Consider the following 25,056-nt stretch of genomic DNA (forward strand, 5'->3'; position numbering starts at 1 on the left):
GACTGGCGAGATCGCGCCAACCACGTCGTTGGGCAGCGTGCTGACGGTGTCGGTCGCCGTCGCGAGTGCCGGCGGCACTGCCGCAGCGACTGGTGCAAGCGTTCCAAACACGTCATCGGGCAGGTTGCCCACGTCGGCCAAGATCGCGAGCGTCGGCGGCAGCGCCTCAAGCGGCGCGATCGCGCCGGCCACGTCGTTGGGCAGCGTGCCCGCGGTGTCGGTCGCCGTGGCGAGTGCCGGCATCACCGCCGCTTCGACTGGCGCAATCGCACCAACCATGCCGTCCGGCAGCGTGCCCGCGGTGTCGGCCAACGTCGTGGGCGTCGGCTGCGCCGTCGCCTCGAGCGGCGCGATCGCGCCGGCCACGTTGTTGGGCAGCATGCTCACGGCGCCGGTCATCGTCGCGAGTGCCGGCGGCACCGCCGCCTCGACCGCCGCAATCGTTCCAACCGCGTCGTCGGGCAGCGTGACCGTGTCGGCCAAGGTCGTGAACGTCGGCTGCGCCGCCGCGACCGGCGCAATTGCGCCAACCACATCGTTGGGCAGCGTGCTGACGCTGTCGCTCGCGGTCGCGAGCGCCGGCGGCACTATCGCCTCGACCGGCGTAATCCCTACCACCACTTCATTGTACAGATCTCCAAGCACAGGAAAGGAGCTGACAACCGACGGACTAAACGACTCGTAGAGCACATTAGGCCGAATGGATTCGAGCGTTGCCCCACCAGATGATTCGGTGTTTCCGAAGTCGGAATCTGCCGACCCCCAGGTGCCGCAACTGACGCGACTAGCATCGGCCGAGGTGCGAGCATGGTGCTTGAAAGAAATTGCATCTTCGCCACCTCCGCCCTCACCCCCATAGCTTGCAACGGCAACCGCTTCGCCACCACCGGTGCCCGGCCTGGGCGTGTGTTCCGCCGGGAGGCTGGCCGGATCGAGCTGACCCCCATGTGTCTCCGACGAAGCGGCCGGCCCTTTGGGCCTCTCATCCTCCGCGCCCGGCTTCGCGGGATCGCTCGAAGGCAGCTCGCCGTTCGTCCGTTGCGGCCCCGCACCTGCATGTGCCGCTGTCGCGTCTTCGTGCTCGGCCAGGGCGGATTTGAATGGGGCAGCAAGAAACTCTTCGCAGGCAATCAGCGGGGCAATGAAGAACGACCAGGTCAAGAAACTGAAAGAGCCCGATCGCTTGTCAGCACGCTGCACTCCGGCTTCAAAAATCTTCCGCTCTTGTTCGAACAGTTCGCGCTTTTCTACCTGCTGCATGACCGGCGCCTTTCTCGTTCAAAAACCACTCTCGCCCGGCAGCATTCACCGCCAGTCGGGTCTCTTCGGCATGTCAGGCGTCCGTGTCGTGCGGCGTATCTGTCGCCGTGTCGAAATGCCCTACGTTGAAGTGATCCGTTGGGCCCATCAGACCGATGGCGTATTCAAGCGCATCGTCGCAAGACATCGAAGCGAGCGCGCAGTGTATGTCACCAGAATGGTCGGGACTGTGCGAGCTGAAATCACCCGCGAACTCACCCTGGGAGAAGTCGAACTTGGCCAGCGCGTCACCTGGACTGCGATCGGTATCGCCCCTGCTGCCATCGCCAGCCGGCCCGAGGTCGCAATGGTCCTTGGGCTGATATTCGCCGGCCTTGGCATCCTTCCAGGCGTCGTGCTCTGGGTAGTTGCCCTTGCCGTCTTTCAGGTAGGCGTCCATGCTACCAAGCGTGGAATAATTGTCCTTGCCGTCCCCGCTTGAATACGCGTCGTTACCGCTGTGATCGTCATTCCACTTTGACTGCTTGCCATCGCCACAGTCTTCGGGCTTGGTTGACGTGCATTCCTGGGGTGGGACGCCGGTTCCCGCAAGCTTTATGAGCCCGAGAATGCTCGTAACGCTGCTCAGGATGGACATGGCTTCGATCCTCGCTTTCGCTTTGCAACGGTCACGGGCACGTGCATTTGCCCGGATCACCACGCCGTCACCTTACTGTCGCCGACGCACGCCTTTGGATGCAGCGGCAAAAAAGATAAGTTCACGCCTCATTCGAGCTGCCGGCGCATGGCCACGAGCTCTCTCCGAATCCACGCCTTGACGGTTCCGACAGGAACCCGGAGGTATTCGGAAATCTCCTCGTGCGTGCGCCCATCGACGATCGCGAGAAGTAGGCTGGCGCGGCGCTGTGGCTCGAGTTGATCGAGCATCGTTCGCAGCGTCATGCTGTCTGGAATACAGGACGCGGGATTCGGAACGATCTGTTCCCGCGCGCAGATGGCATTCAGAGCATCGTCCTCGAGCGCGAGTTCGCGCCTCGCGTTCTGCCGCATCTTGAGCGCCGTGTTCCGGACGATGGCGTAGATCCAGCCCCGGGCGGATCCGCGCGCAGGATCGAAGTCCTTCGCATATCGGAGAATCTGCGCGAACGCGTCGTGGATAACGTCCTCGGAACGCGATCTGTCGTGTACGATCCGGTGCGCCATCGCGCGCAATTGTTCCTTTTCCCGGGCGTAGATCTTGCCGACGGCCGACTGCGATCCGGAGGCGCACTCCAGCAGAGCGGTTTCGTAATTAAGCGGCGTCTCGCGATTGAAATAATTGCCAGGCCGCGCTGCGCCGGAGCAAGGCTTGGCGTTCGTTAAAGCGACGCATTGATGGGGCATGCCGAAGTCACCACTGAATGGCAAAAAACTGACTGCTTTCACCCGCAGGGCCACCACCATGGATTTAATACCCTGCATTAAAAATGCATTTAAATGATCTTCTTTTAAAAAAATACGAAATCGGCTGTCGGCGAACTCAAGTCAGCAGCATCGACTTCGTTCCCCGAGTTTTCAAATTTTGTCCTAATAGCCAAACGGCGACCTGGTCGTCAGGGTGCAGGCGGACTATAGCGAGTCGTGCTCGCTGGCAGGTGGGCCGCTGAGAGCAGCAACATAACTCCTCGAGCGGACTCCGAGAAATGGGAGTCGCCAACATGGTCGCTAAGTCTCGGTTATCACTTCAGAGCACGCATCTGATCCGACTACCCGAGTAACGCCATCGAGGGGCATTCGAAGTACCTTCAAGAAAAGCTAGTCCCAATCCCACACATTCCCGCCTCCATCCAACCTACCGGGAGCAACGCGACCAGCTGCGACGGCTCGGGGTGTTGCCGCGCCCAACGGGCGCTGCGACTTGGGCAGCTATCGCGATGAGTGCAGTCGTCGAAATACGCCGAGGCGCTTCCTGGACCAAGCTCGCGCATGCCTTGCCAACGCGCTTTCCTTCGGAAGAGGCATAACGCATCTCAGCCGCGCAGAACATCCAGCAAATTAGAATGTCCACTCACTGCGACGAAGCCGCCACTGGCTCCCCGCATACGACGCTGCAAAAGTCACAATGCGACGAGCGTCAAACACGTACCGCTCAAAAAATTTGCGCGACCGTGCATCCAGAATGGCATCTTACAGCTAGTGGTGACGTGGCAAACGTTACATCAATGTTCCGCCACTTAATCGAAAGGAGACCAACATGCTAGAGATGACCAATCTTGCGAACCCTATCGAGCTGTCTGATGAGGAGCTCGACCTTGTAGCCGCAGGCACCAGCTCGTGTGGTGGCTGCCATGATGGCGGATCACTGATCCGAACTGGCGACATCAATGTTCTCAGCGGAAACCAAGTTCAGGTTGGCTTGTTCTCCAAGCAGTACCAGTCCCAAATCTTCGTTGGGTAAAGCCAAAATGAGTCGGCGAACCGCTTCTCCATGAGGGGAAGCGGCTCTCCGGTATCCATTCGCAGTCTTGCTGCGGCGAGAAAGCTACTCCGCGCGGCGCTAATGAATAAGAGCACAGCAAGGTGCGTCTATGGCGACTCGGCCAGCTCTATTTCGCAAGGAAGCCGTCGACTTTTTGCATCAGCGCCACAGCTGGGGTGAGGTCGTATTGCTACAGCCGCTATCGAGCATGCTCCTGAGTTGGAGCCTGGTGACGCTCGTCATACTCATATTATGTTTTCTCTCCATCGCACAATACGCCCGCAAGGAGACCGTCTCCGGCTATCTCACGCCGACCTCCGGCACAGCTAAGATTTTTGTACCTCAACAGGGTTTCATCAAAGCGATACAAGTCAGGGAGGGGCAAGAGGTTGCGGAAGGTGACCCGCTCCTTACCGTGGTCACGTCCCAAATCACCGCCAATGGCGATGACGTCAATGCCACCGTACTTGCAGTGCTGACGCAGCAACGAAATGTGGTCGAGCGCCAGATCGACGCGGAAGACCGCCGAACCGCCTCGGAACAGGATCGCCTCGCTTCCACCATCAGAGGGATAGAAGGAGAGATTGCTCAACTCGAGGACCAGCGAAACATACAAAACGAGCGACTGAAGCTTTCCGAGAGTTTCGTAGCAACCGGCGCTAAGCTAACCGCAAGCGGCACATTGCCACCGATTGAACTGAAACGCCGCGAGCAGGCTGCACTTGAGCAGAAGCAGAGCGTGGTGTCGTTCGATCAGCAGATCACCGCGCGACGCACCCAATTGACAGACGCTCGGCATACACTCGAGCAACTCCCAACCGTTGCCGCAGAGAGGATCCGGGGACTGCGCAATGAGCTCTCCTCGATCGAACAGCGCGTGGCTGAGGTGAATGGGCGGCAGGCTTACGTCATCAGGGCGCCAACGAGCGGGCGCGTGTCCACGCTGCAGGCGACTGTGGGCCAGATGGCGGATCCGCGGCATATGCAACTCGAAATCATCCCGCTGGATGCGCACTTGCAGGCGGAGCTGTTCTTCCCGACGCGCGCTTTTGGATTTGTGCGCCCCGGCCAGCCGGTTAGGATTCTTTACGATGCATTTCCTTATCAGAAATTCGGCACTTACCGCGGCAGGGTGACAAAAGTCTCTCACACCATTCTGACCGGCAACGAAACGACCGGGCCGTTCTCCCTCAAGGAACCGGCTTACCGTGTAACTGCGGCTCTCGAGCGGCCCGACATCGACGCCTACGGCCGTAAGATGCCACTTCACCCGGACATGCTGCTGAGGGCCGACGTTATCCTTGAGCAGCGTTCCCTGATGAGATGGCTGCTTGACCCGGTGTTAAGCGCAAGGATGTAGCGCATGCAGGGACTATTGAATTTCAGCGGCCGCAGATCCCTACCGGTCATCAGGCAGACGGAGGCAACGGAATGCGGGCTCGCATGCCTCGCCATGGTAGCCTCCTATCATGGTCATCGAACTGACTTGAACTGCCTGCGGCGCAGGCATCCAGTGTCCCTAAAGGGCGTCACTCTTCGCGACCTCATGCAGATTGCAGCTCACCTCGGGCTGGCATGTCGGCCGCTGCGAATCGAGATCGGCCATCTCTGCCAATTGCGTTTGCCCGCTATTCTGCACTGGGACATGGCTCATTTCGTTGTACTGAAAGCATACAGGAGGAAAGGGATCGTGGTGCACGATCCGGCAGCCGGCGAAAAATGGTTTCCCCTCACTGAAGCATCTAGACATCTAACCGGGGTCGCGCTCGAACTCTCACCCACCGAAACGTTCTGCCGCACAGATGAGAGGGTGCGACTGCCGTTCTCGGTGTTCTGGAGCGGAATGAACAGAAACAATTGTGCTCTCGCCCAAATACTAGTTCTGTCTGTGGTCATCGAAATTCTTCTGCTCGGCGCCCCTTTCTATATGCAGCTCACCGTTGACGAGGTCATCGCCAGAGGGGATGTCGATCTCCTAGTCGTGCTCGGGCTTGGATTCGCGCTCCTTCTCCTGATACGGGTCGCGTCGACCACGACCCGCTCGTTCATTATTCTTGTTCTGCAAAACACGTTGAGCTTTCAAATCGGCGCGCGGCTGTTTCATCATTTGGTGCGCTTGCCACTCTCATTCTTCGAAAAGCGGCACATCGGCGACATCCTGTCTCGCTTCAACTCGATCGAGCCCATCCGCAACGTGCTCGCGGAGGGATTGATCACGGGGCTGATCGACGGTCTCATGTCGGTGTTGATGCTGGTGTTGATGTTCACCTACAGCGTCCAGCTCGGAATTGTCGTCCTGCTGGCGTTCGCGTTGTATGCCGCCCTGCGGCTTGCTCTTTTCGGGATGTTCCGGCAACGGAGCGAAGCCGCGGTTCATAGTAAGGCAGACGAGAACTCCACCTTCATCGAAACCGTGCGAGCGGTGCAAAGCCTAAAGTTGCTCAACCGAGAGAACGAGCGGGAGGGCCAGTGGCTGAACCGCTATGCTGCGTATATTAATGCCAACGTGCGGCTAGGTCGGGCGAGGATCAGCTTCAAAGCAATGAACGACACGATATTTGGCTTGGAGAACGTAATCACGATCTACCTCGCCGCTCGTCTCGCACTAGACAACCTCATCACGGTTGGCATGATCTTCGCGTTCGTCAGCTACAAGCTGCAGTTCGCTGAACGGACAGCGCTGCTGATCGAGAAGCTGGTGGACCTCCGTATTCTCGGACTGCACCTGGAGCGTCTTGCCGACATTGCGCTCACCCCGTTCGAGCGGGGGCACGACCGAGACCTGTCGTATATCCGACAGATTCATGGCCAGATCGAACTGCGCAACGTCTGCTTCCGGTATGCAGAAGGAGAGTCTCTGATTCTTAACAACGTCAATCTGTGCGTTGCTCCCGGACAATTCGTGACGATCATGGGACCCTCGGGCTGCGGCAAGTCAACTCTTCTCAAGATTATGCTTGGGCTACTCGAGCCAACGAGCGGAGAGGTTCTGATCGACGGCCTTCCGCTGGGCCAGATTGGGCCGCGTGCTTATCGCGAGCAGATTGGCGCGGTGATGCAGGAGGATCAATTGCTGTCGGGGTCGATTGCCGACAATATCTGCTTTTTTGATACGACATTCGATCTGCAAGGGATGATCGATTGCGCGCGGATTGCCGGCATCCACGACGACATCATGGCAATGCCGATGAGCTACAACAGCCTCATCGGCGACATGGGAAGCTCGCTCTCCAGCGGGCAGAAACAGCGAGTACTGCTTGCCCGCGCCCTCTATCGCCGACCAAAGATCCTGTTTCTGGACGAGGGCACGGCACATCTCGATACCGAGAAGGAGAAAGAAGTCAATGCGAATCTCCGGCACCTGAACATGACGCGCGTGAGCGTAGCGCACCGACCCGAAATTACTCACGGAGCAGATTTGATCATCCATCTTGGCTCGGCGGCGGAGCCATTTCGGGTCGGAATGACAAGCGGCAGACCAGCAGTGGCGCCTGAGCGAGATGTCGGAGTCACCGGTTTTGCCGCCGAAGGTGCGAAATCGACCGAGAGCGCGCACGCCCACGATCCCTGCCCCGGGGATGCCACGGGCGACTGCACGAAGCGCGATCCTGGCTCGAAGGACGCCAAGGACGACGACTGCCATCCACGCAAGGACGACGGCCAGCCGCCGAAAGACTGCAATTGCAAGCCGTCCGACGACTGCAGCAAAGCCGATAACCCGGGTGAAGCGCTGGCCAAGATCGACTTCTCACGATGCTGATTTCGTCTCGCGCACTCCGGATCTTCGGGTTAGTTGCACGGCGCACTCGCTTCGATATCATTCGAAGACGCGCTCGGATGCATCATCGGCCGACCAAACGCGAGACTGCCTAATCCGGCGATGGCCACATCCCGGAAGGCAGTCTCCATAACGTCGTGACCAGAGAAGACGAGGCTCGCGCGGAGCAAATTGGGTCCGCCAAGCTCGGTCTCGCCATGGAAGATCACCAGCACAGTCCCCTTGATAGAGTTGGGCTGCGAAAGGCATCCCGCCGCAGCTTCAGCATGCGGGTGCGCATGGCCAAATTTGCGCGGCGGTGCATCCAGATTGTCGGCTTCCGACTAGAAATAAGTGTCAACCGCTACAGCGAGTTCGTTCGCCGGGTGGCCGAAAGCAAGAGAGGATGCCCACCGCGTATGTCGGCCAAGAAGCGAGTTAAGCCTGAGCTTCTCCAGAGCAGTGGGTCAAGGCTCTAACTGGTTGAGAAGCACAGATTAATATCAGGACGTTCCGGCGAGTTCTATAATGGACGGTCCTAAGACCCAAGCCTAGGCATCCCGTTCGAGACAGGCGTTCCAGTGCAATGATTGACCGACAGCAGCTTCAGGATATGTCCATTGACGAGTTGTGGGAGCTGCACCAAGACGTTGATTCAGTGTTGGCCGCAATGATAGCGGCTAAGAAGGAGCTGCTCGAAAGTAGGCTCGAACAACTTCGCGATCACGACGAGCAACCAGGAAAGGGCTCGCGCGACTCCTCTGAAACCTAGTGTATACGGCCTCTGCTTGGAGCATGTGCTCCGGGCCATCATGGATTTCAGCGCGCGCGCGTTCCCATTGGCGGATTTGATGCAAGACCACTTACCACCAGATCGACTCTTGCAATGTACGGCCGGACCATACACAAAAAGGCGATATTTCCCGGCCTCATAGCTATGTCGGCTTCACCCCGGAAGCAGACATCAACCGATGCGGCTGGGGTGCCTGCTAAGGACACAGTAGACATCAAGGAAACGCGAGGCGCATTTCGGTTGGCAAGACAGGCCTGCCGTACCGGCCCAAAATGAATTTAGTGTTTGGTATCGGAGGCAAGAAATGATCGCAACTCGTCGAGAAAGCGCGCCAAAGCCGGCTCGCCCTCCAGCATGATGTGATTCCGGCCCTCGAGCGGGACGAAGCGGGCACCGGGAATTCCCGCGGCCAGCCGGCGACCCGCCTCAAACGGCACCCGTGCGTCGTTGCGGCAATGCATCACGAGGGCACCTTGACCTGCGGCAGCAGCGCACTGATTTCCACTTCGCCATTCGCCAGAAGATTGCGCGCGGCGTCCTCGGCCGAACTCGAGATGCGCTGGAGCTCGCTGAACCAGTCGGCCTGGCCGCCTCAGTTGGCGGCCTCCTTCATATCAGGCCAAGCCGGGAATTGTCGCCTGTTGGCCCTTAGCCGAACAAAGTAGAGGCCGTTGCCATGTCGGCGATCGGCGGCAGAACGGACCAGGGCCGCGCTTGCCATGACCGCTGCTTGTGACCCTCAACGGACATGCGGGCGTTGTCCCTCAGGAGGCCGCAGGCCAGCACACCGGTTGCTCTGCGGAGAGTGCTGCTTAGGGCCCGCGCCAAGGCCGCATCACAAGGGGACACATGTGTGTTTGCCGCCCTGGAATTTTACGCCATACAGATGCTCGTCTCTCCACACAACCTGGCACCTCAGAGTACTTTTGAACCCGTCAACCGACAGGTCAAGCTCATCAGCGAGAATGCGAATCGGAGAGCTTAGGCAGGCTCCTTCTTCGCTGAGATTTCTCACAACACATGGATGAACTCCGCGAATGCCACGAAAGCGGAGCAGCGCGGGTTGATTGACTGAAAGCCGTTTTGAGGCACGACGTTCTAACATCGGGATACTTCCCCGAGGGCCGTTCATCTTTTTCATTAATCGCGCCATCTGAGTACCAAGCTAGCCGGAGGGTCCGTCTGGTGCTTTGGGACTCAAGCAGCCGTTGAGGAGGTGGGAAACTGCCGTCACGAGCTGCACGGGCGCGAACGGTTTCCGAAGCATTATGCTGTTGGGAACGCCCTGTACCAGCCACTCGTCAGCGGCCACGCCGGACATATAGACCACGGGGAAGCTCGGATCGACCTCACGGGCTGCGCGCGCTACCTCCCAGCCGTTGAACCTTCCCAGCAGATTGATGTCAGTCACGAGGCCGCGGTATGTAACGAGCCCCCCTTTAAGGAGGGGCACGGCTTCCTCGCCGGTACTTGCGACAGCGGTCTCGAAGCCCCCCTCGTTCAGCGCATCCTCAACAAGGCTCTGGATCGCGTCGTCATCCTCGATGACAAGGATGGATGGCATTTCCGTCAAGGCTTCCCCCACTACGCACACTTTCGCAGGATGTTACAAAGTGCACAGAAGCAAAAGGTTCCCTGTCCGGGAAAATTTGGCATGCGAGATGTTTGGCAGGCGCGATGTGTGTCGGATTAAGCCGGAGATTTCGTCGCTTTAGACTTTTGGCGAAGGAAGCTGACCTCCAATTCCTCGCCATTCACTCGCTCAAGCTGGCATCGGCGATAGGCAAGTCCCGTCGAGGAGAGCAGAAGAAAAAACTCCTTCAAGGCCAGCCCCTCAATCGTCGCTTCAACTTGAAGGGTAGCGCCGACTTCAGACACATCTTTGAGGCTACACGAGCGACGCCAGGTGCCATCGATCGCCATCATTTGCGCTGGCAAGCGGTGCTCAAAGGTGACCCGTCGGCTTTCTTGTTCTTTGTCTTGACGCATGGGCAATCCGTTGCCTCGCAAGGTAGGAAGAAGCAACTAAGAAGTCGTAACCACGTTCGGGAAAATTCGGCAAGTTGGTACTAAGGCGAGTCCAGGCGAGAGAAACCAAAGATGAAGATGAGCTTGCCGCGTGGGCCGTCTGCTTCTGATGCTGTGGACGGCTCCTCCACCGGCACGAGGGTGCCAAGGTATGGGCGCCGTTTTTTAGGCTCCCACGATTCGGAGGAGCAGCCTATGCAGTCAATTTCGACGATCGGTCTGGATATTGCGAAGTCGGTCTTTCAAGTGCATGGCGTCGATGCAGCCGGGCAAGTGGTCATACGGCGTCAACTCAAGCGCCGTTTCGTGCTGTCCTACTTTGAGAAGTTGCCGCCGTGCCTGGTGGGTATCGAGGCTTGCATCATCGCATTATTGGTCCCGTGAGTTGCAGGCGTTGGGACATACGGTTCGATTGATGCCTCCGGCCTATGTGAAGCCGTACGTCAAGCGGCAAAAGAACGACAGCACCGACGCGGAGGCGATTTGCGAAGCGGTCACGAGACCCAACATGCGGTTCGTGCCGACCAAGACGGTCGAGCAACAGAGCTGTCTGATGCTTCACCGAGCGCGCCACCTCTTCATCCCAATCCGTGCCTATCTTGCCGAGTTCGGGATTGTCGCCACGGTCGGGCGCCGGGGTGTCGAGCAGTTGCTGGAAGTCGTCGCCGATACAGCTGACCGCCGGCTCCCGGAGGTGGCCCGCGCATGTCTTGCTGCTCTCGGCAGTCAACTGCGGGGGCTGAAGGCCCAAATCCTGGAGTTCGACAGGCGCATTGTCGCCTGGCATCGATCGAGCGCGACGAGCAAGCGACTGGACGCGATCCCTGGTGTCGGTCCGGCGCTGGCAACGGCGCTGGTCGCGAGCGTCGCTGATGCCAAGGCGTTCCGATCGGGGCGAGACTTCTCGGCCTGGGTTGGGCTCGTGCCGAAGCAGAACTCGAGCGGTGGCAAGGACAAGCTTGGCAGCATCAGCAAGAAGGGCGATCGCTATTTGCGCAGCCTGTTCACGGCGGGCGCACTCGCCGTGATCCGCTATGCCAAGATCCACGGAACGGGGCATCGACCCTGGCTCTCCGCATTGCTGGCGCGGCGAGCAACTAAGGTCGCTGCCATAGCGCTTGCCAACAAGCTCGCCAGGATAGCCTGGCGATGATGGCGAGGAACGAACGCTACAAGGAACCCGCCGCTCTCATGGCGTAAACGAGATTACGCCGGGCATGCCGGTGTGACGTAACGGTTGGAAGGACGAACAGCACTTAATGCAGCGCCGGTCGATCCGGCGATCAGGACAACCCACACGGGCCACGGCATCTCCGAATGCGTGCTTTTGATCGGGACCTGATCCGCGGAGGGCATTATGGCCAGCGGTCACGTGAACCGCGCAAACAGGCCGAACACATGGCCGCTCCGACCAACGCCGCAAAGTGAAGATTCTCCTTGCCAACCCGGAGCCGTCCACACATGGCCCGTAGCGGCCTTCACGGTGATGGCCGTTGAAGGCCGCTTGTGACCCGTTGCTGACGTCGGACCACTCCGCATCGGGGATCGTCCCTCAAGTAGTCACTAGAAAGCTGCGCTAAGCAGGAACGGACGCAAGCTCCTCCTGTTTGTGATGCATCACGCGCCCCCAAGCGGCCGACAGCGGACTGCGATTTCCGCTCCGGAAAGCGCGTCACAATCACCATGAAAAGGAGGTTCGCCATGAACGTGGAGCGGTCGCGTATTTCCCGACGGCAATCCGTTGCCGGCCTATCGGTCCTCGGGCTGAGCGGTCTTCTGCTTCCCGCCGCCTATGCACAGCACAAGGCACAGCCGAAGCACCAGGAGACTACAGGCGTTGGAGTCCATGCTCCCGAAGTGAAGGATGAAGATATTTTTCAGTTCGCGTTGAATCTGGAATACATGGAAGCTGAGTTTTATCTGCGGGCCACAACGGGAAAAGGCATCGACGATAGCGATGCCGGTTCTGATGCGGCGCGGGTCGTCGGCGGACACGAAGCCAAGTTCCAGAAGCCGGAAATCCGCGAATTCGTCGAGGAGCTGGCGGAGAACGAGCTTGCCCATGTGCGCTTCTATCGCAAGACGCTGGGCAGGATGGCGGTGTCACGCCCGGCCATCGATTTCGATGCGGGCTTCAAGGCAGCTGCGCTTGCAGCCGGCCTCCCTGCCGACTTCGACCCGTTTGCCGATGACATGAGCGTCTTGCTCGGTGGCATGCTGTTTGAGGACGTGGGCGTGACCGCCTATGCTGGGGCCGCGCCGCTGATCAAGAGCAAGGAGTTCGTCGAGGCGGCGGCCGGCCTTCTGGCGGTCGAGGCCTACCACATGGGCATGGCGCGCTCGCAGCTTTATTTGATGGGCGAAAAGGCCTGGAATGCGGCCAACGCGATCTCGGACGCTCGCGACAAAGTGGATGGTCAAGAGGATAAGGACCAAGGCATCCGGATGAACGGCAAAGCCAACGTCGTGCCGTCTACGCCCGACGCCATTGCGTTCCGCCGCACGCCCCAGGAGGTGTTGCACATCGTCTATTTGACCGAGCAGCAAGGCGTTAGCAAAGGTGGCTTCTATCCGAACGGAATGAACGGCGTGCTCAAGACCACCTAGGCCGCCACAGCGAACAGGCCAGCCGAGCTGGGCGGCCGGCCGAAACTCCGAGCGCCCAGATAACCAGATAAAGGGCCGCCGGTTTGTGCCTCTGCGCCTCTTGCGATCGCGATTGCGAGATGATCGTCAGTAGCCACTCTTCGAGCTCGTGCCTGTAGTTTGGCCTGGAGCATAACGGGATGCGCCAGGATACCCCTTCTTGCTACCTTTGGCGTGCATTTCGTGTCCCGGAGAGTATCGAGATGCGCCCGGGTGGCCTTTCTTAGACCCTTTGGTTTGCATCTCGTGACCCGGCGTCTTGCTCGATACGCCTTGCGCCAATACGGCGGGCGCTGTCCCTATAAGGGCGATAGCAGCAAGTGCAATGATCATCCTCTTCATTTGCATTCCTCCTCTTCGTCAAACACTCACTCTGACCAACGAGGTGGAAATTGCGCCCGTTCCATCAACGGCTGTTTAAAAAACTTTCGTCGTAGGTTTAGGGCAAAACGCCTGACGTACGCGTCGCGCCGATCTCATCCAACGGCGATGGCGGTTAGGTCGCCACTCTTGTGATTAATGAGCCCCAGCGATCGGCGTTCTCAGTTGCTTGCCGGCGCGGACATTTGAGAGAGTTCGGCGTGCGCTTAGCAGCGGCAGGGAAGCACTTATGACCGGTGACTGCAGCGGGGGCATCCCTCTGTTCGTAGATGGCGTATGTGGCCCAAGGAGCGATTTCGATGCTGATGTTCAAGGAGAGGCGGCCCGCGATCCGGACGTTGCGGCTGGGCGATCTCGGTGCTGCAGGAGGCCGGCGCCATCCGCGAGTGCGAGGAGCACGGCTGGAGGACCTGCGGACCCCGACGCCCGCCAGAGAGCAGTCTCGCCTGCAAATATCCGCCGGCAGGCGTCTCGACGGATCATGCCGTCGCGGCGATCCTCGAAGTGCTCGATTCCATCGGAGACACGTGCCCGGAGTGCGCCGCGAGCGAAAGGGGTCCCGAGGACTGAGCGAAACGGTTCCGACAACTCGGAACGACTTCACCCTAGCGCCGGCGCGCGACCAAGACTCCAACCAAAAAGGCGGCCAAGAGCGAACGCAGCGGGGCATTCATCGCTGTCTCGCGCAAGCGATCCGCCAAGCGCAGGGCGACGTCTCGAGAAGGGCGCAGTCATCGCAAGTCGGCGGCCGTTTTCGCTTCAGTATTCATCGTGGCCGCAACAGCCAACTCCGCGCCTTCTGGGTCGTTCACCAGGCCGGAGGCTTCCGTCATCGCTGAGGCGTCCTTCATGTCCATGCGAAATCTCCTACCACTAGCGTCAGGCCGACTTCCGCTGCGGCCTGGTGGCGGGTTTCTTCGCGGCCGCCTCCTTCGCAGGCTTCTTGCCCGCGATGGGCAGCAGCATCTCCTTCTGGCCCGCGAACGCCTTCTTCGGCTTCTTGGCGGGCTTGGCCGCGTTCGCTGGCGCGGCCTCCTTGCCGACTGACCGGCGCAGCGCCTCCATCAGATCGACGACGTTGCCCGCCGCCGGCTTGGACTTTGGCGTGATCGGCTTGCCGGCGCGCTTCTGGTTGATAAGATCGATCAGCGCGCTCTCGTAGTGGTCTTCGAACTTCTCGGGATCGAACCGCCCCGCCTTCTGGTTCACGATGTGGGTGGCGAGGTCGAGCATGTCCTTGGTGACCTTCACGTCCTGGATCTCATCGAAATACTCCTGCTCGTTGCGCACCTCATAGGGATAGCGCAGCAGCGTGCCGACCAAGCCCTTGTCCATCGGCTCCAGCGCGATGATGTGCTCGCGGTTGGTCAGCACGACCCGCCCGATCGCGACCTTGTCCATCTGGCGGATGGTCTCCCGGATCACCGCGAACGCGTCGTGCCCGACCTTGCCGTCCGGCCGGATGTAATAGGGGCGGATCAGGTAGCGGGGATCGATGTCGGACCTGTCGACGAACTCGTCGATCTCGATGGTGCGCGTGGACTCCAGCGCGATCTCCTCGAGCTCTTCCTTCGACACCTCGATGTACTGGCCCTTCTCAACCTCGTAACCCTTGACGATGTCCTCGTTCTGGACCTCGTCGCCGGTGTCCGCATCGACCTTCAGGTATTTGATGCGATGGCCGGTCCCGCGATTGAGCTGATTGAACGAGATCTTCTCGCTCTCCGAGGTCGCCGGGTAGAGCGCCACCGGACAGGTGACGAGGGACAGACGCAGGAAGCCTTTCCAGTTGGCGCGCGGGGCCATGTTACGCAGAACTCCGGTTCGGAACGCCTGATTCAAGACGAATAAGCGCGCCCAGTTCCGACAGCACTGCCCCTGCCCGCCCGGAATCTTTTCCGCGCACTATCGACTCTTTTGTTCTCTTTATGTTCTAATTCAGCGACGAACCGACCCGCGAGCTGGCGCATGCCGACACCCAAGCAGATGGACAAATTGGCCGCTCTCGTCGGCAGAAACGTGCCGCAGAGGCCCGAATTGCCTCCCGAAGCCGATTTACCCGCGGAATATTGGCAGGCGCTGCTGGACGACCCTCGCGCCGAGGCGCTGTCGGTCGCCTCCGGAGCGGCGCTGCGGCTCAGCCAAATTCCTCAGCATCTTCTGAGGGTCGGGTGCCGCCGCTGTGCGAGGGTGGTCGAGATCCAGAAGGTCGACGCCATGCGCCTCTATGGCCAAGAGGCGCTCTGGAAGGATGTCGGGCGGCGCCTGTTGGACAACACCTGCACCCAACGGACTGGGCGTCATGAGGAAGACGGTTGCTGGCCTGCGTTCGAGTAGTCGCCGGCGCGGCCGGAGATGGATGCTGCCATGGCACCGAAGCACCACCCGACTCCGCTCTCCGGAGGCGACCGCAAGGCTCTCGCAAAAGAACTCAGCCGCGACCGCCATGACCACGATTCTCACGACGCAATCAGCGGAGGCTAGATCCAAAGGTGAGGCGCTGGTCCGAGGCCGACAAGTTGCTCTGCGAATTTTGGAACGAGCGGATGTGGTCCGATGGTGGACCGATCGACCGTCCTAACGAACGACCTGCGCTCCCCGCCCCTCTACGTGCGCAAGAACAGGTGCAGCAGCTATTCGCTCGCCGGCCGGACGGGATCATCATGGCGCCTTTCGAAGGCGAGATCGGGCGCGATGTATTTCGAGCCGCCTGCTTCAAGGGCCTGCGCGAGGACCTGCAAACATCGCCCCACTCACCCCCGCCGAGCAGAACGAGCAGAGCTATGTAGAGGGGTCATCGGGCACTAGCCGGGCCCGGTTGCTCGATTCCGGTCGCTCTAGCGCACCGACCATGGCCATGCCAATGATGGCTGCGGGTTTTTGGCTTGCGGCAGCGCCGGGGTTGGCGCCGGCTTTTGCGTCTGGGCTACATTGGCCGACTGCCGCGTCCGCGGCAGTGGTATTTTGGACATCGCCTTTGGCTCTTCGGGGCTCACCTTTGGCTCTTCAGGCATCACATTGGGCTCTGAGGCGTTGGCGATGACGTGGGCGGATTGTTCCTGTTTTGCGTTGAGCCGCTCGGTGAGCGTTTGGCTGTCGCGCGCCATCTGGATCTGGGACGCCTTGATCTGGTCGATGGCACTGTTGTTGTGCGCCATTTCTTCCCGGGTCGCCTTGATTTGGCTCACGAAACTTTCATTGTCGCGGACCAATTGTTCTTGCCTCACCTCGAGCTGTTCGACCGTTTGCCTCAAGGCAGCGAGATCGTGCGCCATCGGTTGGAGCTGCCGCGCAAGCTCGGAAGACAGGGCAACTGCAGTCGGCATGGCAGCGTGCGGCGCGGCCTGAGTCAGATGTCCCGAGTCTGAGGGAGCCACCATCGCCGTATCAACGGAGGGTGACCACCGCCACGCAGCGACACCAATGGATGCTGCCAAGAGAGAACCGAAAACAATGTAGCGCCGACCCGCCGAGCGATGAACCGTTGCTGGCGTGGCGCGAGACGTCGGCGGGGCCAAAGCACCGACTTCCTCTTCGCGCGCTGGGTTGAGCAGTTTAGAAAACTGCTCCTCCAGGCTCTTCGTGATTTGCTCTTCCGCGAGCTTGTCGCCCAGCGCGGAATCCATTTGGCGCTCCATATCAAATGCAATGGCACCCGCCTGAGAGCGATAAACGCATCTGCGGTACGGCGAGCTAACATTCAAACGACTCAAGATGGTTTTTGAGACTTCGAAGCCTTCTGGAGCTGCACGTCACGTCGTCTTTTTACTGGCTCACCCCAGAGCTGTACTGGCGTTTTTAACGCAGTCGAGGAGGCGGAAGTATGTTCAGAGGCGGGGAACTACAAATTTACGGATGACCGGAGTGCCGTGCTCTTTTGCATAATACGGAAGAGCTTTTGGAGCCGCCCAAGAGCCTCAGACGTGACCGGTGAGTGCCTCTAGAGCGGAAGGTTCTGCACGGCTCTCGCACCTGAGCGCACGGCGAGACGCTGACGATCGCCACTTCAAGATCAAGGAGATCGCTTCGACGGCGTCTATGTGGGCCGGGATCACGGCGGCAAGCTGGTATATGCCGGCGAGGTCGAGCAGGGCTTCCAGCCCGCGACCTCAAGGATTGCAGCAGCGATTGAAGAAGCTGGTGCGCAGTTACCGTGGCTTCTCGGCGTGGATGTGGAGAACGTAGGGGGTGTTCTGGAACTCGTCCACGACCTCCATCCGCCATCCACGGTCCGGCGTTAGCTTCCCGTCGAGGCCTTGGAGTATCTGCCCAGCCGTCACCGTGGCGCAAGCGGCGTGCTTGTCGGGCAGCTCCTCGCCCTCAAGTCAGGTTCGTGGCGTTCGTGGGTCACATGGAAGAAATAGCGCGGCATGCGTCAGTAATGCTGACACGCGGGCGCACGTTCCAGCCGACCGTCTACTTCTGTTCCTGTACAACCGTATTTAGTCTTTAGGTTGTGGTGCATGCGAACAAACCGGGAAGCGGGATTCGCGACCAGTGAACCTAGGACACCTTATGTTGCCGGACTTCCCCAGGCTGCATGTTCAACGCCGCCACCTCGCTGGCGCCGAGCTCCCGATCAACAAGGCTAGCCGTCCACCCCTCAGGGATGGCATCGAGCACCGCGTCGATTGCGTCGTCCCGAGCGGTTGCCGCAAGCCATATCTGGCGTTCGCCGCGGTCAGTGATCACCCGAACAATGTGAACCCGCTGCATCCTTCACCGTTTCAATGCTCATAAGAGCTTTCCCGCTGCGCTTTCTCCGCCATGCCATCCACTCTTCGCTCAGCTTCAGCCACGCCTCCTTGTCGGCAACACGCGTTGCCCTCTGCGCCTCCTCGAGACAGGCGTTTGCTTGGCGGAGGTATCTGTCAGCATCGTTGTCGTCCATGAGCAGCAAATACGTCCCGGGGGCGAAGGTGCCAAAAAAATAACACGGGCGCAGCTCTGGAGCGGCGCGCCCGGCTGCGCCGTGAGGAACGTGAATCCCCCGGGCCGAAGGACAGGTGACCTCTCTTGGCTGGTGCCCCAGCCTTCCAAACAGCGGCTGGGGCAGCCGGAGCGCCGCGCCGAAATCTCCTCTCCATATCGTGATTGAACCTATTAACTATTTAATATATTTAATTGTGGATTAAATAATTATATCAGCCGCGCAACTCTCGGAGGGTGGAATGGCAGAACAAGAAGATGACGATCGGCGGGAATTTCTGAAGACCTGCGGCAAGTTCGCCGTTGTAACTCCCCCTGCCATCACAGCATTGCTGTCGACGTCCCTGACTAGCACAGCCATCGCGCATTCCGGCGGCGGCTTGAAGCATGGCCCTCGTGGCAACAATGGCTACGGCAATGGCGGGGGTGACGGCAGCCCCAATGACAAACCCGACAAGAACCGGTGACCTGAGGCAGTGCCAGGACGCTTGGCATATTGCCTAGTTTTCCCGATGCCATTTCCCCAGGACACTCCGGCAGCCCCAGCTCCGGCACCCTGCCCCACGGAGCTGGGGCCATTTTTGTGGGCATCGAGCCACTCATTTCGCACTCAATCGTGACCGGCCCCACCGGGTGCGTTGCAATGTTTTCCCGACATTCATGAATCAAGCTGATACACTCCCTAGGTGCAGGGCACATGGGGAGCAACTTCATTGCCTGACGAAATACCACCGCCCAACCGATTCTTCGTTCGAATGGGAGGCAAGGGTTGGATGGTCTACGATCGAGAACGCAAAGGCCCTGCAATGATCGGGACCGGTTGGGCGGCCAATTTAACCAAGGAGCAAGCCGAACAAGTGCTACGTTCGCTTACTGCTTCGCCTGCCGACAAGCCGCGCCTCTGAAACCGACAGAGGCCAGCCGCGTGAACCGGCAGCAATAATGTACAGTTGGTCCAAGTATTCCTTGCGAATCCGGCCACGGTCGGGAAAAATAAGCAGCGCGCGCCTGTTTTCGAGGCTGCGCCGAACGGCCTCAGCATCCGAGCCAGCACCGGAACTGCTCGAGGCCGTTTGCTATTTCCTGTCACAAACCTGTGGCACGGTCATTGCTAAGCTTAGGCCAACTGGGATTTCAGGGCTCAGTTGGAGAATAAATGCTGCCGGGACATTCATTTCGAGCCCGGCAGCGTTCTACTTCGAGACGCGGGACGGTTGCCAGCGTAAACCAAATGAACGGCCTCGGCTCGGCGGGAGCTGAGGCCGTCGGGGACTGCTCCGAGGGAAGATCCAGCTCATCAAATTGCCACCTGTTCCCAACTCGTAAAGTCAGCGGGAAATCTTATCTTCGGCCTATGCGTATGGCGTACGAGCTCTGCCTGGCTACCGCCAGCAAGCAGGTCCCGAACGGGCCGGACTGGATTCATGAGGTGAAGCACGACGGCTACCGGATGCTGGTTATCCGGGAGAACGAGCGCGTGCGCCTCCTCTCTCGCAACGGAACGGACTGGACGAAGCACTATCCCTGGATTGCTGAAGCGGCGCTGAAGAACCGTCAAAGGCGCTTTGTGATCGATGGGGAGGCCGTAATTCTTGGGGTGGACGGCGTCTCCGACTTCAACGCGCTGCACAGCCGCAAGCATGATCACGAAGTTCGGCTATACGCCTTCGACATTCTTGCGATGGGCGGCGACGACTTGCGCACTCTACCTCTGCACCTCCGTAAGACAAACCTAGAGAGGCTATTGGCACGGCGACCCGACGGGATCACGATGGCACCGTTCGAGCGCGGCGAGATTGGTCCCGACCTCTTCCAGGCGGCGTGCCGCATGGGCCTAGAGGGCTTAGTCTCCAAACATCGCGATCGGCCGTACCGTGGCGGCCGGCAGAAGCATTGGGTCAAGGTAAAGAACCGGAGCCACCCCGCCATGGAGCGCGAGCTTTAGCGGTCTCGCACGCAGATCAAAAGATTGCTTCCGGCCCGCCCCAGCCCGCCTGACATTTGTCTCCTGCAAGGGTCGCCCTTGGAGACAGCCGTCCTACTGCACGGTCGGGCGCCCTCAACTATTCAGGGCGTCCGAGCGCAATTCTCCCCTCTGAGGGGCGAGTACCGGGTCGGCGCCATCTGATCGGCCCGGGGAAGCGATTGGCGATGCTCAAGGCGCGTTCCTCGTCTGTCTCAAGAGCCACTTTCTGAGCTAACATGACATCGCCCTCGACCAAGCTACCCAATGGGACGAAGCACCAGCCTGTGCCGAGCCGCCCATATTCGTCGATCTCGTTGACGTTGCCGGAAGTGCCCCGCCGGATGCGGTACCGCTTCCGGTATCGCACCCCACGACGTCGAAGTACCCCTTCCTCTCGAACTCGAGCCTTTGCTGGGGCGAAAGCCAAGAACGCAGCAGTCGGAGCGCGCGAGCCTGAACCGTTTTCTCCTCCTTTGCTGCTTGATAAAGCGTACCAACAGCCATGCTCCGAAAAGTCCACGGGCCGATGCGCCCAAACCCTCTCTTCACTGGTCCTCACCCGCCCACGAGCCGCGGGAAAAACAATGTCTCTTCGGCGGCCGGATCGAACGCGGTGATCCTGGTTACCTCACCAGGCCCCTTCCGCACCGCCGCGGTATAGCCTTTGTTGGTAAATTGCACAAAAAGCTTCTCCGCCTCTACCAACGCTTCTGCATTGGAGTTGTCGAAGAAGTGCCGGCTGTCGCCGCTATGATCCATCACGATTTGCACTGCCATGCTCAGACTCCCGATTGCACATCACAAGCAATGTGGAATGCGATCGCTCGTTCCTAACTGACCCAATCGCCAGTGAGATACCTTCTATTGCTCTGCATCATGCGCACGGTACGGTGTAATGGCTTGTCCAACGTCCCTAACTATCGCCACAGCTTGGTCGAGGCTCGACCAATTATCTACATTGGGATCTGGGGGACACCCGGGCGGAGCAGTGCTGGGCTCTAAACCAAATGGGTGCGTGCTGCCGGCGCAGCGCCCCCTAAAGATTCAAGGCGCCCTGATCTAAGCAGTCTAGCCCAAATACGACTCGTCCTTCGCGCGCGACGCCAGCTGGGCCTCAATCCTGTCGATCTCTGCTTGGTTGCTCGCAATGAAGTCGGCAAGTTCATCGCGAGACATCTCGGAAAGCGACTTCTGCTGAGAGGTGGCACCTCTGCGGGTCGGCGCGATGGGCCCTGCCCGATCAACATCTTGGTAGAGAGGTCTGCTCGGACGCGGGCACTAACTTTGAGTCCTGAAGCGAGGACTTTGCAACCCAATAGGCCAGCGGCGCCCCAACAACCGCTAGGTCAAGCTGGATGTCCGCCACGTCAATGTGAGTCGACAATGCCCGCTGCACACGCGGAGCTGCACTGACATATGTTGAGACTCATCAATGTTTAAGTCGGTAGACGCCTCCGAGCTAACCAACCCGTGTGCTGGGCTTAAATTGATCTTTGCAGACCGAGGTTCCTGTTCGCAGTTTGAAGCAGCGGTTCTTCGCTGACCGCCCGTCAACTCCACGAAGCTGCCTGGGGAGGTGTGTCCGGGCGCAGCATGCCTAGTCCCGGTAGCGGCAAAATTCGTCACCATTTTCATATTCGAAGCAAATCTTGATCCGGCGGCGCGGTCTATCCTCGTCCCGGTATCGCGAGTGACGGCCCATATCATCGTCGTCGCGCTGCATTCGCCAATTGCCGCCTGTGGTGCGATGGTCCATGTCTTCCCGTCCCATGTGTCGCTGACGCATGCGGTCCATATCCATCCGATCGTCATCCCGCTGCTGCGCCGTCCAATCTCGCTTGATACGGGTGTCTTCGGCGCTCTTACGATCCTGCTCCCGCACTTGTTCAGACTGCTGTGGTGTACGTTCTGGCTGGACAGGAGTAGTTTGCGCTTCGTTCGATCCCGGCGCGGCTTCCTGCTGTTGGGCGAAGGCGAAGCCGGAAACAAAACCAGACGAAAGGAAAATAAGAGTAGCTATTGCTGACACACGCATGGCTCATGCTCCGAGAGAGTTTTCGGCTCAACTATGCGGCTGCCGGTTTGTTTCTAACCGGATCGGTGCGACTTGCTCAGGTCGAGTTCTTCGAACTTTTTGCGCCGCAGCACCCCGCCTCACGATATCTTCTCGACCAGGCGACAAACCAGAGAGCCCGGAAGGCTGAACTCCGTGTTTGCTCGTGTCTCGCATCCGCTAAGTGCGCTCTTCCTTCGGACAGGGAATAGGTTCAAGGCTCATTAGCCCTTCTGTCGCAAGCTAGGCTGTCGAAGCCTTTCATTGCTAAGATGGAGATACTCTGGCGTGAAGTCCGCCAGTTCCTCCAGCTCTTTCCCGTCGGAGCAGCGTCAACGTTCGTCTATCCCACTCAACGAGTCGAAGTTGTCTTAGCTCCTGGATGGCGCAATTGGCATCCACGACGGATAAACCGCAGGCATCCGCGATGTGCTGCTGGGTGACGGGACATAAAAGCCGGCGCCCTCCAGCAATCCCAAGACTTCCAGCCGCGGCCGCAAGCTCGCAGATGAGTGCCCCACTCGTGAGCGCGCGTCGCGGGCAAGGCTTGCAGTCCATCGCAGTGGATCGCGGCATCCACCAGCGTCTCGCGCCAGAGCGCGTGAATAAGCCAGGAAAGTTTAGCCGTGTACCCATAAACCCAGCGGCAGATGCGAAGGCAATTTCCGCTTTGCCCTGTAGCGGCCGGAGTCGTGCGGCAGCGCAAAATGCGATGATGCATTCGCGACGTTTGGCGCGGCTCCGGCGGGGTCCGGGTACTCTTCCCGTTGCCGCCTGCATTTTGTTTCAATAGTCATTGTTCGAGGCAGTAACAAGTATTCGAGGTCAGGTTTACAACTACTCGGCTATTATACGTGAACGGGTCGAGGGGCTCATCGCACCATCTGCGGAAGTGCAGACACTCCGGCGGCGCCGGCGAGCCGCGAACGCGAGAAGGATTGGTCGGCGCATCCTGAAGGCCGTGCGGAGAAGGAGAGTCCTTCGGCGGTGATAGCTACCGTTCAATGCAACGATCGCGCGTCCCCGCTTCGACATTGGCGCAACCGCATCAGATCGTTCACGAGCATCTGCAGCCTTTGTCCGCAACACCGAAGCATTGGAGCAACAGTTTCCCGGCACCTTGACCGGTGCGCGATTGTTAATTTGCGTCGTGTGAGCGACTCAGTCCTCCTTTCTGCACGAAGCAGACAAAACCTAGGGGCGGGGAATGATTGTACGCGCGGGGGCCACTGTTGCGTTGCTGCTGATGCCGCTGGGGACCGATGCCTTCGCTTCCCGTCACCACAGGCCCACAACGCGCATATCTTGCAGTGAGGTCAGATACTACGTCGCAAAATACTCGGCAGCCGTCGCCGAGATGTACGCTCGAAATCATGGCGCTACCGACGCACAGATCGAGCGGGCGCGACGTTGCTTGGCGTCAAACGAGACTGCCGAAACCGACCGACCACGCGCTTATACCGATTGAAGTTGATTGCCCCCAGAAACCGGATGACGGCGGCCCGGCCTGCATTCGCACCCATGGCACGAGCACAATGAATCCATCGCACCGCCAGATTTGGGCCGTATAGCTGCCTAGGTCGGTGCAAAGGGTCATCCCGGGTGGGCGCAACACCGGGAGTTTTCGATGTCCGGTTCTTTGCGATTGTGCTTCGTCAGTTTCGTTCTTCTTGAAACTCTCACGGCGCCTGCGTCCTCCAATCCTCTTGCGGATCTCTTCAACACTGCTGCAGCCCCACCTCCGGTGACTTCTCCACCGCAAGCAGAATGCGTGGGACGCCCGGGCAACTCGGCTCCCGACGGCCAACATTGGGTCTATCGACTGGACGGGCATCGCAAATGCTGGTTCCTGACCGAGGGCACCGCGAAAGTGAAGAAGATCGCTCGTCGCGCCCCCAAACCTGCCACGGCCAGTTTAGCCGAGAGGGGGACCGCGCGGCCCAGGCAGAGCGGGGTCCTCGATGCGCGCGCGGAGTTGCTGCGTTCCGCACCCGCCTTGCCTTCTCAGCCGCCTCGCGCACAGCTCAAGGTAGCTGATGCTGACCCTGATCTCGGTACAAGCACTGCTCTGGCATCGGCCGCTCTCACTGCCCAGCACAGTCGCCAGACCATGCCCTTCGGACAGAACCAAAATCAAGTCGACGTTGAACAACTTCTAGCGGCCGCGCCGGCCAACAATGTGGTAACTTCGTCCGAACTTCAGAGCGTTCCGGTCGGCGTACGCCTCGCTAAAGCCGATGGCGAGGCGACGAGCCGGACGGCAACTTGGCTCGGCGTACTGCTGATGATGCTAGGGATGCTTTCCATCCTAAGCACGAGCCGCTCGGTTGGCATCCGGTAAGATTGCGCTCCTGAAGCGCGTTGCGCTCGGCAGGACACCTTGCCGCCAAGGCGAGTCTCGCGCCGAGTTTGCCTAGGTACAGCAAACGGCGACCTAAGAGCGGACATTCTCGCGACGGCTGTTAGTGGACGTCTCGGTCCAACTCTCGCAACAGTCGATGCAAGAAGTCGCTGGCGTGGTTATATTGTGCGTCGCCGTCCAAGATCTGATGAGCGAGCGGTGACATTATTTTGCCAACAGCCTCAGGGTCAATCAGCTCGGTCCGTGATGACCACAAGTCTAACAGACGATCGGGGATGTGGTCGCTCGATCCAAATAGTTTGAGGAGCCGGCCTTCGGCGACGCCGTTATGATCATGGTGGGCTTTGGCCGCATAGAACGCGAACAACCCACGAAAGGCGTCACGGGAAACGGAAGGCTTAGCCATCGCAATGTCCCCCAAAG

At 59.6% G+C, this 25,056-nt stretch carries 24 protein-coding genes and 4 pseudogenes; 11 read left to right on the top strand and 17 right to left on the bottom strand.

Annotated elements, in window-relative coordinates; translation table 11 throughout:
- The 3 genes from GA0061098_RS45355 to GA0061098_RS36305 all read right to left on the bottom strand — a co-directional run.
- Positions 1-1,260: hypothetical protein (locus GA0061098_RS45355; RefSeq protein ID WP_208610711.1), on the bottom strand; the 1,260-nt coding region annotated here is incomplete at its 3' end.
- 73 nt (positions 1,261-1,333) lie between these two features.
- Positions 1,334-1,897, bottom strand: coding sequence for a hypothetical protein (locus GA0061098_RS36300; protein WP_091966169.1), 564 nt, complete (start codon positions 1,895-1,897; stop codon positions 1,334-1,336).
- 128 nt (positions 1,898-2,025) lie between these two features.
- Positions 2,026-2,703 (bottom strand): sigma-70 family RNA polymerase sigma factor, encoded by a 678-nt coding sequence (locus tag GA0061098_RS36305; protein ID WP_245323808.1) that lies wholly within the window; start codon positions 2,701-2,703, stop codon positions 2,026-2,028.
- A 790-nt stretch (positions 2,704-3,493) separates the two neighbouring features.
- Between GA0061098_RS36305 and GA0061098_RS36310 the strand changes: the two genes are divergently transcribed.
- The 3 genes from GA0061098_RS36310 (at position 3,494) to GA0061098_RS36320 (ending at position 7,478) form a co-directional block, all read left to right on the top strand.
- Positions 3,494-3,697: a hypothetical protein gene (locus GA0061098_RS36310; protein ID WP_091966171.1), complete on the top strand. Its 204-nt coding sequence runs from the start codon at positions 3,494-3,496 to the stop codon at positions 3,695-3,697.
- Positions 3,698-3,827: 130 nt separating this feature from the next.
- Positions 3,828-5,078, top strand: coding sequence for a beta-barrel domain-containing protein (locus tag GA0061098_RS36315; RefSeq protein WP_091966172.1), 1,251 nt, complete (start codon positions 3,828-3,830; stop codon positions 5,076-5,078).
- A gap of 3 nt (positions 5,079-5,081) precedes the next feature.
- Complete coding sequence (locus GA0061098_RS36320) at positions 5,082-7,478, top strand: peptidase domain-containing ABC transporter (protein WP_091966173.1); 2,397 nt, start codon at positions 5,082-5,084, stop codon at positions 7,476-7,478.
- Between the two features lie 1,068 nt (positions 7,479-8,546).
- On the opposite strand, the gene GA0061098_RS36335 is transcribed toward GA0061098_RS36320, so the two are convergent.
- The 4 genes from GA0061098_RS36335 to GA0061098_RS36350 form a co-directional block, all read right to left on the bottom strand.
- Positions 8,547-8,729, bottom strand: coding sequence for an alpha/beta fold hydrolase (locus GA0061098_RS36335; RefSeq protein ID WP_091966176.1), 183 nt, complete (start codon positions 8,727-8,729; stop codon positions 8,547-8,549).
- 374 nt (positions 8,730-9,103) lie between these two features.
- Positions 9,104-9,421 (bottom strand): PilZ domain-containing protein, encoded by a 318-nt coding sequence (locus GA0061098_RS47510; RefSeq protein WP_091966177.1) that lies wholly within the window; start codon positions 9,419-9,421, stop codon positions 9,104-9,106.
- Between the two features lie 12 nt (positions 9,422-9,433).
- Positions 9,434-9,832, bottom strand: a complete 399-nt coding sequence (locus tag GA0061098_RS36345; RefSeq protein WP_091966197.1) for a response regulator — start codon at positions 9,830-9,832, stop codon at positions 9,434-9,436.
- 125 nt (positions 9,833-9,957) lie between these two features.
- Positions 9,958-10,257 (bottom strand): hypothetical protein, encoded by a 300-nt coding sequence (locus GA0061098_RS36350; protein WP_091966178.1) that lies wholly within the window; start codon positions 10,255-10,257, stop codon positions 9,958-9,960.
- 234 nt (positions 10,258-10,491) lie between these two features.
- Here GA0061098_RS36350 and GA0061098_RS36355 point away from each other — a divergent pair.
- The 3 genes and pseudogenes from GA0061098_RS36355 (at position 10,492) to GA0061098_RS46450 (ending at position 13,893) form a co-directional block, all read left to right on the top strand.
- Positions 10,492-11,496: pseudogene (locus GA0061098_RS36355) on the top strand (IS110 family RNA-guided transposase).
- A gap of 501 nt (positions 11,497-11,997) precedes the next feature.
- A complete protein-coding gene (locus GA0061098_RS36360; protein ID WP_091966198.1) occupies positions 11,998-12,903 on the top strand; it encodes a ferritin-like domain-containing protein in 906 nt (301 codons plus the stop codon).
- A gap of 719 nt (positions 12,904-13,622) precedes the next feature.
- Positions 13,623-13,893: pseudogene (locus GA0061098_RS46450) on the top strand (hypothetical protein).
- A 161-nt stretch (positions 13,894-14,054) separates the two neighbouring features.
- Here the strand turns inward: GA0061098_RS46450 and GA0061098_RS47080 are convergent.
- Together GA0061098_RS47080 and ku are read right to left on the bottom strand one after the other, a co-directional pair.
- A complete protein-coding gene (locus tag GA0061098_RS47080) occupies positions 14,055-14,180 on the bottom strand; it encodes a hypothetical protein (RefSeq protein ID WP_283808024.1) in 126 nt (41 codons plus the stop codon).
- Between the two features lie 22 nt (positions 14,181-14,202).
- Positions 14,203-15,129: a non-homologous end joining protein Ku gene (gene ku, locus GA0061098_RS36380; protein WP_091966179.1), complete on the bottom strand. Its 927-nt coding sequence runs from the start codon at positions 15,127-15,129 to the stop codon at positions 14,203-14,205.
- A gap of 162 nt (positions 15,130-15,291) precedes the next feature.
- Here ku and GA0061098_RS36385 point away from each other — a divergent pair, with 162 nt between their 5' ends.
- Together GA0061098_RS36385 and GA0061098_RS46455 are read left to right on the top strand one after the other, a co-directional pair.
- Positions 15,292-15,660 (top strand): hypothetical protein, encoded by a 369-nt coding sequence (locus GA0061098_RS36385; RefSeq protein ID WP_091966180.1) that lies wholly within the window; start codon positions 15,292-15,294, stop codon positions 15,658-15,660.
- Positions 15,661-15,690: 30 nt separating this feature from the next.
- Positions 15,691-15,896, top strand: a pseudogene (locus GA0061098_RS46455) (hypothetical protein); the annotation flags it as partial.
- A 264-nt stretch (positions 15,897-16,160) separates the two neighbouring features.
- On the opposite strand, the gene GA0061098_RS36395 reads toward GA0061098_RS46455, so the two are convergent.
- Complete coding sequence (locus GA0061098_RS36395; protein WP_091966200.1) at positions 16,161-16,949, bottom strand: hypothetical protein; 789 nt, start codon at positions 16,947-16,949, stop codon at positions 16,161-16,163.
- A 1,055-nt stretch (positions 16,950-18,004) separates the two neighbouring features.
- A complete protein-coding gene (locus tag GA0061098_RS45715; protein WP_129591025.1) occupies positions 18,005-18,214 on the bottom strand; it encodes a hypothetical protein in 210 nt (69 codons plus the stop codon).
- Positions 18,215-18,494: 280 nt separating this feature from the next.
- On the opposite strand from GA0061098_RS45715, the gene GA0061098_RS36410 reads away from it, so the two are divergent.
- The gene (locus GA0061098_RS36410; RefSeq protein ID WP_091966182.1) at positions 18,495-18,719 is read left to right on the top strand and encodes a hypothetical protein; all 225 of its coding nucleotides are present in this window, start codon (positions 18,495-18,497) and stop codon (positions 18,717-18,719) included.
- 893 nt (positions 18,720-19,612) lie between these two features.
- On the top strand, positions 19,613-20,197 hold the full coding sequence (locus GA0061098_RS36415; RefSeq protein WP_091966183.1) for an ATP-dependent DNA ligase: 585 nt from the start codon (positions 19,613-19,615) through the stop codon (positions 20,195-20,197).
- A 118-nt stretch (positions 20,198-20,315) separates the two neighbouring features.
- On the opposite strand, the pseudogene GA0061098_RS46460 reads toward GA0061098_RS36415, so the two are convergent.
- The 5 genes and pseudogenes from GA0061098_RS46460 to GA0061098_RS47525 form a co-directional block, all read right to left on the bottom strand.
- Positions 20,316-20,722: pseudogene (locus tag GA0061098_RS46460) on the bottom strand (hypothetical protein).
- Between the two features lie 51 nt (positions 20,723-20,773).
- Positions 20,774-20,995, bottom strand: coding sequence for a hypothetical protein (locus GA0061098_RS36425; RefSeq protein ID WP_091966184.1), 222 nt, complete (start codon positions 20,993-20,995; stop codon positions 20,774-20,776).
- Between the two features lie 291 nt (positions 20,996-21,286).
- Positions 21,287-21,445 carry a DUF1192 family protein gene (locus tag GA0061098_RS47520; RefSeq protein WP_129591029.1) on the bottom strand — a complete coding sequence of 53 codons (159 nt, stop codon included), beginning with the start codon at positions 21,443-21,445 and terminating at the stop codon, positions 21,287-21,289.
- Between the two features lie 370 nt (positions 21,446-21,815).
- On the bottom strand, positions 21,816-22,253 hold the full coding sequence (locus GA0061098_RS36435) for a hypothetical protein (RefSeq protein WP_129591027.1): 438 nt from the start codon (positions 22,251-22,253) through the stop codon (positions 21,816-21,818).
- 285 nt (positions 22,254-22,538) lie between these two features.
- Positions 22,539-23,051 carry a helix-turn-helix domain-containing protein gene (locus tag GA0061098_RS47525; protein ID WP_129591028.1) on the bottom strand — a complete coding sequence of 171 codons (513 nt, stop codon included), beginning with the start codon at positions 23,049-23,051 and terminating at the stop codon, positions 22,539-22,541.
- A gap of 847 nt (positions 23,052-23,898) precedes the next feature.
- Between GA0061098_RS47525 and GA0061098_RS36445 the strand changes: the two genes are divergently transcribed.
- Positions 23,899-24,612 (top strand): hypothetical protein, encoded by a 714-nt coding sequence (locus GA0061098_RS36445; protein ID WP_091966188.1) that lies wholly within the window; start codon positions 23,899-23,901, stop codon positions 24,610-24,612.
- A gap of 121 nt (positions 24,613-24,733) precedes the next feature.
- Here the strand turns inward: GA0061098_RS36445 and GA0061098_RS36450 are convergent.
- Positions 24,734-25,056, bottom strand: a 323-nt coding sequence (locus GA0061098_RS36450; protein ID WP_347337553.1) for a hypothetical protein, incomplete at its 5' end; no start/stop codon positions are given.

Origin of the sequence: Bradyrhizobium shewense, assembly GCF_900094605.1 — a bacterium.
GTDB lineage: Bacteria > Pseudomonadota > Alphaproteobacteria > Rhizobiales > Xanthobacteraceae > Bradyrhizobium > Bradyrhizobium shewense.

Excerpts from the sequence above, each read along its gene's own strand:
- GA0061098_RS36385 (WP_091966180.1), top strand. The coding sequence starts at position 15,292 with ATGCCGACACCCAAGCAGATGGACAAATTGGCCGCTCTCGTCGGCAGA.
- GA0061098_RS47080 (WP_283808024.1), bottom strand. The coding sequence starts at position 14,180 with ATGGACATGAAGGACGCCTCAGCGATGACGGAAGCCTCCGGCCTGGTG.
- GA0061098_RS36315 (WP_091966172.1), top strand. The coding sequence starts at position 3,828 with ATGGCGACTCGGCCAGCTCTATTTCGCAAGGAAGCCGTCGACTTTTTG.
- GA0061098_RS36410 (WP_091966182.1), top strand. The coding sequence starts at position 18,495 with ATGGCAGAACAAGAAGATGACGATCGGCGGGAATTTCTGAAGACCTGC.
- ku (WP_091966179.1), bottom strand. The coding sequence starts at position 15,129 with ATGGCCCCGCGCGCCAACTGGAAAGGCTTCCTGCGTCTGTCCCTCGTC.
- GA0061098_RS47525 (WP_129591028.1), bottom strand. The coding sequence starts at position 23,051 with ATGCAGGCGGCAACGGGAAGAGTACCCGGACCCCGCCGGAGCCGCGCC.
- GA0061098_RS36310 (WP_091966171.1), top strand. The coding sequence starts at position 3,494 with ATGCTAGAGATGACCAATCTTGCGAACCCTATCGAGCTGTCTGATGAG.
- GA0061098_RS36395 (WP_091966200.1), bottom strand. The coding sequence starts at position 16,949 with ATGGATTCCGCGCTGGGCGACAAGCTCGCGGAAGAGCAAATCACGAAG.
- GA0061098_RS36345 (WP_091966197.1), bottom strand. The coding sequence starts at position 9,832 with ATGCCATCCATCCTTGTCATCGAGGATGACGACGCGATCCAGAGCCTT.
- GA0061098_RS36320 (WP_091966173.1), top strand. The coding sequence starts at position 5,082 with ATGCAGGGACTATTGAATTTCAGCGGCCGCAGATCCCTACCGGTCATC.
- GA0061098_RS47510 (WP_091966177.1), bottom strand. The coding sequence starts at position 9,421 with ATGGCGCGATTAATGAAAAAGATGAACGGCCCTCGGGGAAGTATCCCG.
- GA0061098_RS36335 (WP_091966176.1), bottom strand. The coding sequence starts at position 8,729 with ATGCATTGCCGCAACGACGCACGGGTGCCGTTTGAGGCGGGTCGCCGG.
- GA0061098_RS36300 (WP_091966169.1), bottom strand. The coding sequence starts at position 1,897 with ATGTCCATCCTGAGCAGCGTTACGAGCATTCTCGGGCTCATAAAGCTT.
- GA0061098_RS36360 (WP_091966198.1), top strand. The coding sequence starts at position 11,998 with ATGAACGTGGAGCGGTCGCGTATTTCCCGACGGCAATCCGTTGCCGGC.
- GA0061098_RS36415 (WP_091966183.1), top strand. The coding sequence starts at position 19,613 with ATGGCGTACGAGCTCTGCCTGGCTACCGCCAGCAAGCAGGTCCCGAAC.
- GA0061098_RS36445 (WP_091966188.1), top strand. The coding sequence starts at position 23,899 with ATGTCCGGTTCTTTGCGATTGTGCTTCGTCAGTTTCGTTCTTCTTGAA.
- GA0061098_RS36305 (WP_245323808.1), bottom strand. The coding sequence starts at position 2,703 with ATGGTGGTGGCCCTGCGGGTGAAAGCAGTCAGTTTTTTGCCATTCAGT.
- GA0061098_RS36350 (WP_091966178.1), bottom strand. The coding sequence starts at position 10,257 with ATGCGTCAAGACAAAGAACAAGAAAGCCGACGGGTCACCTTTGAGCAC.
- GA0061098_RS45715 (WP_129591025.1), bottom strand. The coding sequence starts at position 18,214 with ATGGACGACAACGATGCTGACAGATACCTCCGCCAAGCAAACGCCTGT.
- GA0061098_RS36425 (WP_091966184.1), bottom strand. The coding sequence starts at position 20,995 with ATGGCAGTGCAAATCGTGATGGATCATAGCGGCGACAGCCGGCACTTC.
- GA0061098_RS36435 (WP_129591027.1), bottom strand. The coding sequence starts at position 22,253 with ATGCGTGTGTCAGCAATAGCTACTCTTATTTTCCTTTCGTCTGGTTTT.